This window comes from Anaeromassilibacillus sp. An200 (assembly GCF_002160025.1).
GTDB lineage: Bacteria > Bacillota > Clostridia > Oscillospirales > Acutalibacteraceae > Caccousia > Caccousia stercoris.
In genome coordinates, this window is sequence record NZ_NFJU01000003.1 from 50,910 (window position 1) to 63,660 (window position 12,751).

Consider the following 12,751-nt stretch of genomic DNA (forward strand, 5'->3'; position numbering starts at 1 on the left):
AAATGGAAGGAGGGTCCGGTGAAAAAACCGAGTCTGAATTTAAAGCAGCGGATTTCCCTGGTGTTTATCTGCTGCCTGCTGCTGATTTTCGGCGGAATAATGTCCATCTCCAACTATTCCATCCAGTCTATTCTGGAAAACAAAATCGAGACGGGCTATGAGAACACAGCCAATCAGCTTTGCCTGATGATGGAGAACACCATCTCCAACATGAATCATGTGTCACAGCTCCTGGTGGTAGGCAGCGCCGCGGAATATCTGGAGGGATACTTTCATGCGGAGCCAGGCTATGACAAGATCCGGTACAGCGATTCCGTTCGGGAACAGATGGCGGTGCTCACGTTTACCAATCCCACCATCGGGCTGACGGCGTATCTGTCACCGGGGGAGGATAAGCCTCTGTTTACCACAGGAACCATCCGGGATAAGGTGGATCTCGATCAGATGCCCTTGCTGATGGAATCCGGCACCATCCGGTATTACGGACCGATGCAGAGCCTTTCCCAGGCCACGGACCGTACAGTTCTGGCCGCCGTGCGTTCCGTGCAGCTCTCGGATGGCCAGGAACTCCTGCTGTATGTGGAATCTGCTTTTCATGTGGTGGACGATATTTTGGAAGCCAATCAGGGCCAGGAACGCTTTCCCATCCTGTTTCTTGATCCGCAGGGGACCATCACCTACTCAGAATCCGAAAGCTTCGCCACAGGGATCCCCTTCAGCGAGGAGGATCTGACCGGCTTTTATCCGTTCCGAGTGAAGGCCAATCAAGGCTGGGAGGTTGTCATGCTGGTGCCCGAGGGGATCTACATGCAGGAGCGCAACCAGTGGATTGAAAGTCTGGCGGTTTTCTGTGTGGTGATCGTTATCTTCTGCGCCGTGATGGTGTGGATGCTGTGGCGAATGATTTACCGGCCTCTGGGCATTTTTGAAAGAAGAATGTCCACTGTTCTCGAGGAGGCTCCGGCTTCCGGCGGAGAAAAAACGAACATCGCCGAATACGATGAGCTGCTTGAAAAATTTGAAGAGATGCGCGGGGAAATCCGCCGGATGATCCAGGAGATTTCTGTTGCTGAGCAGCGCCGGGCCGATCTCGAGGTGGAAAAGCTTCGCTATCAAATCAATCCTCATTTTCTGATGAACACACTGAACACAGTGCACTGGATGGCGCTGATGAATAACCAGGACGATATCGATCACACCGTGCAAAGCCTGAACCGGCTTCTCCTGTATAATCTGAACAAGCAAAACCGTGAGGCTACGCTGGCCGATGAGGTGATGGCGATCCGGGAATATCTGGCTCTGCAGCAGGTGCGGTATGATTTCAGCTTTGTCTGCACGCAGGAGCCGCCGGACGATCCGCTTGCATATGCCTGTCCGAAGTTTATCCTGCAGCCGTTGGTGGAGAACGCGCTCTATCATGGTTACAGCAAAGACATGACGGTTTCCCTGCGGATCCGTGTGACGGATCGCATTGAAGTGACGGTGGCGGATAATGGGAATGGTATGACGCCGGAGCAGCTCGAAAAAATGTGCAGCCTGAAGGAAGACAGCCCGGAGGAAGGGCTTGGCATCGGATTCAGCTATGTCATTCGCTCGATTCACCGCCGGTATCATGGGAAAGCAGACTGGTCTGTGGAAAGCCGTTTGGGAGAGGGGACGGCTGTGCATCTGTATTTGCCAAAGGAGGTGGCGAAGTCGTGCTGAAGGTGCTGATTGTAGACGATGACAAGCTGACCCTGAAGGGTCTGATAGCCTCAATGCCGTGGGCAGACTACGCGATGGAGGTTGTGGGCGAAGCTTCCAACGGAATAGAAGCACTCCGCTTTTTGGAGGAGCACACCGCCGATCTGGTGCTGTGTGATCTGGATAAGCCGCTGATGTCCGGGCTTGAACTGATCCGCAAAGCCACAGTTCTGTATCCGGATCTGGCGTTTGCCGTACTGACGATCCACAGCGACTTTGAGTGTATTCAGCAGGCGCTGCGTCTGGGGGCGATCGATTATGTGGCGAAGGTGCAGCTTGACCGCGAGAATTTTTCCTCCCTGCTTGAACGGATCAGCAACCGTCTGCGCAAGAACGTGCAGGAACGATCCAGCCAGGCGGGGCACTGGGAGGACTGTGTCTGCCATGAGGATACCATTTCGCTTCTGATTGCCTTATCGGAAGAAGACGCCGAAGGTCCTGCCCGTGGAGAAAAAGAATACATTTCCACGGGACGCGGCGTGTGGTTTCTGAACCAGGGGAGCGCGGAACCGGAAAGCGTGAAGCGGTATCTTGAGGGACGCTTTCTGCTGTTGGAAATCCAGCACGTTCTCGGCATGAAATACGGTGAAGTGTTCCGCTGTGCAGACCGGTATCGCCGCCGTGCCCTGTTCTATGAGTACCGCAGGGAGGACAAGCATATTTCACACAGCGTCAAGGAGCTGGAAAAACGGGAGGAAAGCGTCTCGCCGGAACAGTTCACCGCCCTCAAGCAGCATTGGCTTTCGATGGAGTGGCTGCATGACGAGACGGCGTTCCAGTCGGCGCTGCAGGAGCTCAGTCAATCGCGGCTTACAAAGGAACAGCTGCTGCATATTGTTCTGGCTGTGGAGCACGCTTGGAACCGTTCTTACAGCGAGCCGCTGGAACTCGAAATCGTCGCGCCTTCGGATTTTCTCTGCTGGCAGGAGATCGAAGACTGGCTGGAGGACATCCGCCAAAAGAGTGCCCTGCTCAGCGGAAAATACCGTTTTTCCCGGGAGGTTACGGAAAGCATCTTTCGGGCACGCCGTATGATTGAGGAGGAGTATGCACAGCATTTATATTCGGATGAAATTGCGCGCCGTGTCAACATGAGCCGCAGTTATTTCAGTCAGTGCTTCCATGAAATCTGCGGATGTTCGTTTGTTGACTATCTGCGCCGTGTCCGCGTGGAGAAGGCCAAGGAATATCTGAGCCATACCAGCCTTTCCCTGCAGCAGATTGCCGAACAGACAGGGTATGACGATGAAAAATATTTCAACCGCGTGTTCCGTAAGAGCACAGGCATGCTGCCCAGCGAATACCGCAAGCAGCATCGTATCTGATTTTTCCACAAAAGGGCCGCTCTCACAGGAGAGCGGCCCTTTTGTGGAAAACAGGTGGACTTTTGTCCAGAAATTTGGGTACAATTGTTTTGTTATCAGAAACTTTATACAAAAGTCACCTCTTTTCCGAAAAAAGGTTAGTTGTTTATATTCACAATTTCGTTATAATTAGGGTACAATTTTTAATCACAATACCAAACGGAGGGAAAGTCATGAAAAAGCGTGCACAGGCAATGATTATGGCAGCATTGATGATTGCGGCACTGGCTACTTCCTGCAGCCAGCCGGCGCAGGAGGGAGCCTCCTCCGCCGCGGGTGAAGCATCCGGCGATTCTTCGACGGCGTCGCAGGCTGTCGAGACTCCGGAAGATCCTATGGCTCCCTATGAGGAGACTGTTGTCATTCGTGTAGGCAGCGTCATCGATGCAAACACCGTTTTCCCGGAGGGTGAGACCGCCGAGGACAACCGTTACACACAGCTGATTAAAGAGAAGCTAAACATTGAATTTGAGACGATGTGGCAGGTTGGCAGCAGCGCAGATTTCAACCAGAAGATGAATCTGTCGATTGCCTCCAACGACCTGCCCGATGCAACAGTTGTCAATAAGGTGCAGTTCCGCACTATGGCCCGTTCCCAGCAGCTTGAGGAGCTTGGCCCGGTCATCGATGCTTATGCATCCGATGCCATGAAGGCTTTCTTTGATACGACGGACGGCGACGCGATTGCAGCTGCAACCTATGACGGCAAGGTTCAGGGCCTGCCCAACGTGCAGGCGGACGCAGATGGCTATCATTTGCTGTGGATTCGCAAGGATTGGCTCGATGAGCTGGGGCTTGACGTTCCGCAGACGGTGCAGGATGTGTATGATGTAGCCAAGGCATTCGTGGACAATGACATGTCCGGTACGGGGAATACCATTGGCCTTTCCGGTCCGCAGAGCGGCGGTGCGTTATATGCCACTTTCCTGGCCTCGAGCAACAATGTGTATGGCTTTGACCCGATCTTCTCCGCGATGGGTTCCTACCCGGGCTATTGGATCGAGAAAGACGGCGCTGTAACCTACGGTTCCATTGAGCCTGAGACCAAGGAAGCTCTCGAGTTCCTGCAGAAGATGTACAAAGGCGGCCTGATTGACCCGGAGATGAGCGTGCGCGCAAATTCCGAGGAAACCGTTGTCAGCGGACAGTCCGGCATGTTCTTCGGCCCCTGGTGGATGGGTTATTCCCCGATTCCGGATGCCATCCGCAACGATCCGGAAGCCGATTGGCAGGCCTATGCGGTGCCGCTTAACGAGGAAGGAGAATGGACTCCCCACGTTTCCGCAACGACTGGACAGTTTACCGTTGTTCGCAAAGGCTACGAGCATCCGGAGGCCATTGTGAAGCTGGCCAACCTGGCGATTGTTTCCGAGCCTGTGATGGATACGGCAACCTTGAGCTTTGATTTCTGGCCGCTGCGTAATGTGCAGAACACAATAGCATGAGTTGCGAACATTGTCACTGAAAATAGAAATAAGGGGAAAAATCCTGTAAAAAGCCCCTTCCCGTTTGCATGGAAGTGTGGTAGAATAGGCGGGAAATTGAAAAGAAGCAGGGTTGTTTTCTATGAATCTGAAAGCAAAAATAAGAGGTCTGAAAGAGCATCCGCTTGTCCAGGTTTTGGCCAACAATGGGGGAAACCCGCGCACGTTGGTTCTGATTGAACCGCTGTGGGGAATTCCTTATAATCTGATCGCACCGTTTGCTACTTTATATATGTATACACAGGGCGTGACAGATGTGCAGATCGGCCTGATTCTTTCCGTCACCATGGTGGTGCAGGTGTTTTTCTCCTTTTTCGGAGGTATTTTAGCCGATAAGCTGGGGCGGAAATTCACCACCATGATGGGCGACTTTTTCGGATGGGCGATGGCCTGTTTGGTGTGGTCTGTTTCCCATAACTTTTGGTTGTTTTTGGCTGCTGCCGTTCTCAATTGCTTCGAGCAGATCAACCAGACGGCATGGTATTGTCTGCTCATAGAGGACGCCCGTCCAAAGGATCTGGTGGGACTTTATACCTGGGTGAATATCGGCGGGCTGGTGGCTATCTTTTTCGCGCCGCTTTCCGGTCTGTTTGTCAACTCCTATTCGGTCGTGCCAGTCGTTCGGGTGCTGTATCTCGTCTTTTCACTGACCATGATTGCGAAAACAATCATCACCTTCAAATTCTGTCATGAAACCAGGCAGGGAAAGATCCGCAGGGCGGAGACACGAAATGTGTCCGTTTTTCAGATGCTGGGGGAATACCGCCACCTGATCCCCAGTCTCCTGCACAGCAGAGGGGTGCTGAAGGCGGTGGCTGTCTCGGTAATCCTGTATATTGTCAATATCGTGAACACCAATTTTTTCAGCCTGTATGTGACGCAGCGACTGGGGCTTTCTGAAAATCTTCTGGCCGTGTTTCCGATTTTAAATGCTGCTGTGATGCTGATTTTTATGGTGGGCATCCAGCATCGCATCAGTGTGACCAAATTTCGTGTCCCGCTGTGGATTGGTCTGGCGCTGTACGGTGTGGCGGCTCTGCTGCTGATTTTCTCTCCTGCGAACAGCGTGGGCTTTGTATTCCTCTATGTCTTTGTTTCCGCTGTGGCGGCCGCGCTGGTAAATCCCCGCAAGGACGCGCTGCTCCAGCTCAATATCAATCCGCAGGAAAGGGCGCGTCTGAACGCTCTGATTATGGCTTCGACCATCGCGCTTTCCTCGCCCTTCGGCTATTTGGCCGGATGGCTTTCCAGTGTGGATCGCCGCCTGCCCTTTGCGGTCACTCTGGTGCTGTTTGTCATCGCCATGCTGGTGATCTGCCGTGTTCAGGAGCCGCAGGTGGAGGAAAAGGATGCCTGAGAAATGAGATAAACTTATCTTGCGCCAATACAATATCAAGTCCGGGATCTTTTGAGCTGCCATAACTCAAAAAGATCCCGGATTTCTGTTTGATAGGATAGGCCTTTACATGGGAGCCGTTGTCGTGTAGGATGATAGGGGCAAATTTTGGAAGGGCCGCCATAGGAAAAGCGGCTTGCAGCCGATCTTTGCTTCTTGACGCACAGAAAGATTTTAGGAAAAGGGGATACTGTCTTGACGGAAAAAAGTCAGAAAAAAGCGGTATGGATGGCAGACATTCTTTGCCTTTTGGTGGCAGCAATCTGGGGATCCGGCTTTATTGCCAGCCAAGCGGCGATCGACGCACAGATGAGCGCTCCGCTGATTATGGCCCTGCGATTCACTGTGGCGGCAGTGGTGATGCTGTTGGTGTGCCTGCCGAAGCTGAAACAAATACGGTTAACGGATCTGAAAAGGGGAGGGCTTGCGGGGCTCTTTCTGTTTGGCGCGTTTTATACGCAGATTGTTGGCCAGCAGAATACGACTGTATCGCACTGCGCGTTTTTAACCGCCACCAATGTGGTTATGGTGCCGTTCCTTGTGTGGGCCGTCAGCCGCCGGCGTCCGCAGGCAAAAACGTTTGTCCTGGCGCTGACCACACTGGTGGGGATTGGCGTGCTGAGCATTCAGCCCGGGAGTTTTGAGGTGAGCTTCCATTATGGAGACGCGATGACCCTGCTGTGCGCGGTGCTTTTCGCGCTCCATATCACCACGCTGGGCTGGGCGGTCAAAGAGACGGATGTGATGCGGATTAATTTGATCCAACTTTCCACAGCTGCGATCATTTCGATTGCGGTGTTTCTGCTTACCGATATCCAATCGGTTTCCCGGGCGGATTTTGCGAATGGGTTTCCCGCGGTCCTGTATTTGGGCTTGTTCAGCACTTGTCTGTGCTATTTTCTCCAGACGCTTGCTCAGAAACATACCACACCATCGCAGGCGGGGATTCTTTTGTCGACAGAGGGTTTGTTTGGGAGTCTGTTTTCCGTCCTGATGGGGCTGGAGCCTCTTACCGTCAATCTTGTGGCGGGAGGACTTCTCATTACAGCTTCGGTTGTTTTGATGGAAGTTTTGCCCGCGCGGAAATCCCGCCGAAGCGGGAGAAATGCCTCCTAGCTGCCTGCATGCCGCTTGTGCTGTTTTCTTGTATGGGCTGTGGTCCGGATAAATACGGACATAGACTCAAAAAGTTCAGTAGAGAAGGAATGTTGCTTTTTGTCGAAAGCTTCCTTATAATGGAACTGTTAAAAATTTCCGGGTTTGCGGAGGACTGGAATCCGGCAGGACAGCCGGAAGTCTTGCAGCAGGAAAAGTGGAAGAGAAGGAGGAAGAATGTCCATGGAATGGATTGTAGCTTTGGTTGTACTGGCAGTGCTGATTCTGCTGCTTGCAGGCGGTATCCTGCTTTATAACCGTTTGCAGCAGATGCAGGTAAAGGTGGAGGAAGCAGCCTCCGACATTGATGTGGCGCTGGAAAAGCGGTACGATCTGCTTTCCGCACAGCTTCAGGCCGTCAAAAAGTATCTGGACCATGAGTACCGCACGCTGACGGAGGTGACGGGCCTGCGAAGCGGAACACAGGGAGAAAACCGCCGTTTGGATCAGCAGCAGGAGATTTCGGAAAAGGTCATTCACAGCATGGATGCGGAAATTTCCCGTCAGACGAGAACGATGGAGCAGATCAAACGAGAATTGGACCGTAATCATGTCCGGCCTGGGGGCAGTCACCGGATTGCCGGACGAAATGCCGCGCGACGGAAGGAAGGCTTGGAAGCCGCGGCGGAGCAGAAGGAGAAAGTTCAGGCGGCGGTGGAGCGCGCCTCCAATCAGCGAAAGGAAACAGTGGGACAAAAGGTGGGGGCGCTGGCAAGCGTTCACCGTGATCTGGCCGGGGTAGCCGCCGGAATCGACGCTTTGTATGAGCAGTATCCGGTGCTCAATTCCTGGATGTCTATGGAAATGTTCCAGCGTTCCATTTCCGATTCGGAGGAACATTTGCAGGCGGCCAGACGGTTATATAACTCCAATGCGTCCCTGTACAACCAGACGATCCGCATGATTCCCTGGTCGATTCTCGCGTCGGCCTGTCATATGGAAGAAGCTGATTTTTACGAGGTGGAGGAACAGAAGCGTTCCTTCGAAGTGCATTTTGATTGAGGAGGAACCGGGGATGGAACAAGAGATTGAACGCCTGCAAAAGAAAACGAAGCGGTGCTTTGTCTGGATGTGGATTTGTACCGGAATTGTTTTTGTGGCAAGTATTGTATTGTTATGGCTGCTGCTTCAGCAGGTTCCGGATTTGGATAAGAAGGATCGGATCGGCGGGATCCTGATTCTCCCGCCCTTCCTTGCGGCAGGAACCGCTGTTCTTTGTTATCTGATCTTTGTGCGCGGGGCTTATAAGAAATTCAATGTTGCCTTCAAATCGCACTATGTTCTGCCTACCATCGAATCTCTCGGGATTTTTGAGGACTTGAATTATCAGCATAACGGGGGTCTTTCCTACACGGAAGTGCGAAACAGCTCCGTGGTGGGATGCGGCGAACAGCGGTATTACGAGACGGAGGATTTGCTGACCGGCCGTTACCGTGGAACCGGTTTTCAGTACTGCGACGTTAAAACACAGAAAATGGTTATGCGGGGAAAGGAACGGCGTCTCGAAACCATTTTTGAAGGTCAGATCATGCGGTTTGACTCCTTCGATGAGACAAAGAGCAGCATGGGGCATCTTCAGCTTTTTGAGAAAGAATTTCTTTCGGACTTTAAAGGACAAACAGCGCAGAATAAAATCCAGACGGAGGATGAGGCCTTTAACAAACGGTTTCAGATTTATGCCGCGGATCCGCATACGGCTTTTTATATCCTGACGCCCAAAATGATCGAGCAGATCACCCACTTTGCCGATACGGTAAAGGATCAGATTGCCATTACCTTTACAGGAACGGTGCTGTACGTCGCGGTTTACCGGGCCCGCAGTATGTTTGATGGAGAGGTGAGGCGGCCATGCAGCGAACAGCGCGCGGAGATTCTCAAGGATGTGGAGATTTTGCGTCAGGCCGGGGAAATTCTTCTTCAGACGCAGCGATAAGGGAAATTATTTTTTAAGGAAAGGAAAGAGCAGAAAATGGGAAAGTTTTTCAGCGATGCCGTAGAGAAGGCGATCCAGTATATTTATTATGATACCAAAGGCGGCCGGGCACGCCGGGGCCAGGAAGGCATGAAGCTTTTGATTGATGCGGTAAAAGCGGGAGACGCTGATGCTTCCTGCATACTGGCCCGCTGTTTGAATGGCAGCCAGTATGTGTGGTCGGGGCACCATTTTCCGGAGGATGATAAACAGGCAGAGACTCTGCTTCGTCAGTCTGCCCTTCAGGGAAGCGCGATCGGCGTGCTGGTCGCAAAGCGCGGCGGGGTACTGTCGCTGGGACTGATGAGACAGATGCCCCTTTCCATTCAGGAAGCATTCGCCATTGTTCAGGAAAAGGCGGCCGCAGGAGAGCCTTTCTGCCAGTATGTGATTGGAAACACTTATTTCTGGTGGGACTTCCTGACGATTCAGGACAAAAAGAAAAGCGACTTCTCCAATGAGCAGGAATTCAAAGCTTATATGCGGGAAAATATTTCGAAGTGTGAGGACTGGCTCTGGCGCGCCTACCGCGGCGGAATGTATCTGGCCGGTCAAAATCTCTACAGCTATTATGAAAAGGGAGACGAAGGGTATATTGATCCGCAGCCGGACAAGGCAAAGACCGTCTACAAAACAGGCGCGGAGCTGGGATATCCCAACCATCAGTTTGTTTATGGGGGAGAGTTGGAGGAGGAAGGCAAGATCGAGGAAGCTTTCCGCTGGTACCATCGCGGTGCGGAGGGCGGACATCCCAATACCTGGAGCTGGCTGGGCGACCGGTACGACAAGGGAGACGGCGTGCCGAAGGATGAGGTGGAGGCCTGCCGCTGCTATGAAAAGGCTTACAAATGCGGAGAGTATCAGCGGTGCGATATGCTGGGCTGGGCTTATTTCTATGGTCATGGCGTCGCGCAGGATCGCAGCAAGGCATTCCAGTATTTTACCAAGTCCGTGGAAGTAAAGGAGAGCAAGTATGCGGAGAGCCATTTGGCCCGCTGCTATCTGGAAGGCTGGGGAACCGGCCCGAACTATGAAAAAGCATATTCCCTTGCCTGGAATTCTCAAGGGGAAAATAAGCAAAGTCTGTATGTGCTTGGCAAGCTTTACTGCGAAGGGTTGGGGCTGCCGGAGGATATTGCCCGCGGCGTAGACTTCTTGCGGCAGGCCAATTTCTCGGATGCGCAGGAGGAGCTGAAAAAATACAAAAAAACACTGTTCGGCAAATGGGTGCGCAGACGTACGTAAAACCATTTAAAAACGTGAAAAGCGAAAGAATGTTCGTTTTTTATCTTGGAATGGTTGCATAAAAACGGAAGCTGTGGTATGATGGATCGGTAACACGACTGATTTCGCGGTTTTTCACCGCAGCAAAGACGGCAGACAGCCACAGGAAAAGAGGAATCTGAACAAGATGCTGTTCTTCATTGCGGCCGAACTGATTGCCGTCCCGCTTGTTTTTGGGGCAGGGTTTCTGAATGGTTCGATCGACGGCCTGGAGACTGTTCCTCCCTGGATTATCGCAGGAGCGGGGGCAGGCCTTGTACTTACTATCATTCATTGGATTTTTCGCGCTTTCCGATGGAAAACGGGGAATGTTCTGTTTGCTTTCTCGGAAGCTGCCTTGCTTCTCGGGCTCATTCCCGGCGCGTTTCTTTACGCGGAGCTTCTGAATCTGGATCAGTGTCATCGGTGGATGGCGTGGTTTGGGAGCAGTCTGGCCGCGCGCCTGTTCACGGTGCTGGCGGTTCTGACGATCGCCTCTGTGGTGCTGACCGCGATCGCTTTTTTGATTCGCATCCGTCCGCTGCGTGTTGCGGTGCTGGTTCTGCCTCTGCTTCTTCCGGCTGCTTTGTATCTTCATGGCTTATCGGTCTGCACACAAAGCTATTCGGATTACATGACGGCAAACCTGACGGTTGCGCAGCCCCTGGAGGAGTATGAACTGAAAAGAGATGCCAAAATCTATTACCCGTCTTTTCTGTTGGAAAATACCTTTCCGATGCTTCTTCCGGAAGGCTATGCGGAGGAAGACTTTTCCAAAGGGGACGTGGTCTATCTGCTCTATTCCATGAAAGCGGCACAGCGGCAGAAGTGGGAATACGTTCCGGTAAGCGATGGGGAAAAGGCCGGGTTTGTCAAAATCTCGGAGCTGAGAAAGCTGTCGGATCCCCAAAACGAATATGCTGTGGCGACACGGGAAAAGGATACTCCTGTGTATGAGGAGGAGATTTTCGACACGTTGGTGCTTCCTCTGGCAGGCGGTTCCGGAAAAGCGGCGAAAGACTGTGTTCTGTCCACTCTTCCGAAGGGAGAAAAGCTGCAAGTCAAGCGTTTGCGCGGAGATTATCTGGAGGTGCTGCTTTCTGACGGAACCTCCGGCTATGTGGCACAGGAAAGCGTGGCGGTAGTAAAACAGCCGCTTTCCTGAATATACAAGAGAAAGTCAAATGTCGCATGTCAAGGAAGGATGACCAAGGATGAAGGACGAAAGGCTCCTGGAACAGGAGCAGGAGGGATTCCTGCGGGATACGCTGCAAAAGCTGCTGACACAGGACAGTCCCACAGGATTTACCGATCGGGTGGTGGAGTTGGCCGAAGGCATTGCAAGGAATCTGGGGTTTGAGACCAGCCGCACCAATAAGGGCAATCTGGTGGTGACAGTGCCCGGCCGGGAAACGGGCCGCCGGATGGGGCTGTGCGCTCATGTAGACACGCTGGGGCTGATGGTGCGCTCGATCACCGATCGCGGTATGCTGATGGTCACTCGGGTGGGCGGCCCTCTGATGCCTACCCTGGATGGGGAATACTGCCGCATCTATACCCGTGCGGGGAAGGTATTCACCGGCACAGTGCTCTCCTTGTCGCCGTCAGTGCATGTGCAGGACGATGCCGGTACCCGTGCCCGGGACGAGAAGAACATGGCAGTGCGGATTGACGAGAAGGTGCGCAGCAAAGAAGATGTGCAAGCGTTGGGGATTTCTCCCGGCGATTATGTATGTTACGATCCCAAGACAGTCATCACGGAGAGTGGGTTCGTCAAATCCCGTTTTCTGGATGACAAGGCCAGTGCTGCCTGTCTGCTGACCCTGCTTTGGCGGATGCACCGCACCGGCGAGCGGCCGCAGTACGATACCTGGATCACCCTTACCGTCCATGAAGAGGTGGGACATGGCGGAGCTGCTTTGCCGCCGGTGGACGAACTGCTGGCGGTGGATATGGGGTGCATCGGAGAGGATCTGTCCTGTACAGAGTATCAGGTGTCCATCTGTGCCAAGGACAGCAATGGCCCCTATGACTACGGCATGGTCAGCCGGCTGATGAAATTGGCCGGTGACAACGGAGTGGATTATGCGGTGGATATTTATCCGCATTACGGTTCGGATGTATCCGCCGCATGGAAAGCCGGTATGGATGCACGCGCCGCCCTGATTGGGCCGGGTGTGCATGCATCCCATGGTATGGAGCGCACGCATCTGGATGCACTGCGCGCAACCTTGCAGCTGGCCGGGCTGTATCTGGAGCTGGCATGAGGATCCGGCTGACGGGAAACTTTTTGGATAGATAAAGCCTGTGAAGGAAATCCGGGACCTTTTGAAGCGTTCATCGCTCGAAGGGTCCCGGATTTTGTGTCTGTTTT

Annotated in this window: 10 protein-coding genes; all 10 read left to right on the top strand. The window is 53.0% G+C overall.

The features are described 5' to 3' along the window. Positions 1 to 18 precede the first annotated feature (18 nt). The 10 genes from B5F35_RS02240 (at position 19) to B5F35_RS02285 (ending at position 12,644) form a co-directional block, all read left to right on the top strand. Positions 19 to 1,704, top strand: coding sequence for a sensor histidine kinase (locus B5F35_RS02240; RefSeq protein ID WP_140401124.1), 1,686 nt, complete (start codon positions 19 to 21; stop codon positions 1,702 to 1,704). Further along, entirely contained in the window at positions 1,698 to 3,068 is a 1,371-nt protein-coding gene (locus tag B5F35_RS02245; protein ID WP_162611302.1) for a response regulator transcription factor, read from the top strand. The genes B5F35_RS02240 and B5F35_RS02245 overlap by 7 nt, the downstream gene beginning before the upstream one ends. Positions 3,069 to 3,280: 212 nt before the next feature. Then, complete coding sequence (locus B5F35_RS02250; protein WP_087237657.1) at positions 3,281 to 4,552, top strand: extracellular solute-binding protein; 1,272 nt, start codon at positions 3,281 to 3,283, stop codon at positions 4,550 to 4,552. Between the two features lie 121 nt (positions 4,553 to 4,673). Beyond that, a complete protein-coding gene (locus B5F35_RS02255; RefSeq protein WP_087237659.1) occupies positions 4,674 to 5,948 on the top strand; it encodes an MFS transporter in 1,275 nt (424 codons plus the stop codon). Between the two features lie 234 nt (positions 5,949 to 6,182). Then, positions 6,183 to 7,103, top strand: coding sequence for a DMT family transporter (locus B5F35_RS02260; RefSeq protein ID WP_087237661.1), 921 nt, complete (start codon positions 6,183 to 6,185; stop codon positions 7,101 to 7,103). A gap of 222 nt (positions 7,104 to 7,325) precedes the next feature. Then, a complete protein-coding gene (locus tag B5F35_RS02265; RefSeq protein WP_162611303.1) occupies positions 7,326 to 8,144 on the top strand; it encodes a LemA family protein in 819 nt (272 codons plus the stop codon). Positions 8,145 to 8,157: 13 nt separating this feature from the next. Further along, a complete protein-coding gene (locus B5F35_RS02270) occupies positions 8,158 to 9,075 on the top strand; it encodes a DUF3137 domain-containing protein (protein WP_087237665.1) in 918 nt (305 codons plus the stop codon). Between the two features lie 36 nt (positions 9,076 to 9,111). Continuing rightward, on the top strand, positions 9,112 to 10,359 hold the full coding sequence (locus tag B5F35_RS02275) for a tetratricopeptide repeat protein (protein WP_087237667.1): 1,248 nt from the start codon (positions 9,112 to 9,114) through the stop codon (positions 10,357 to 10,359). 166 nt (positions 10,360 to 10,525) lie between these two features. Further along, complete coding sequence (locus B5F35_RS02280; protein WP_087237669.1) at positions 10,526 to 11,542, top strand: SH3 domain-containing protein; 1,017 nt, start codon at positions 10,526 to 10,528, stop codon at positions 11,540 to 11,542. A 49-nt stretch (positions 11,543 to 11,591) separates the two neighbouring features. Further along, complete coding sequence (locus tag B5F35_RS02285; protein ID WP_087237671.1) at positions 11,592 to 12,644, top strand: M42 family metallopeptidase; 1,053 nt, start codon at positions 11,592 to 11,594, stop codon at positions 12,642 to 12,644. Positions 12,645 to 12,751: the final 107 nt, after the last annotated feature.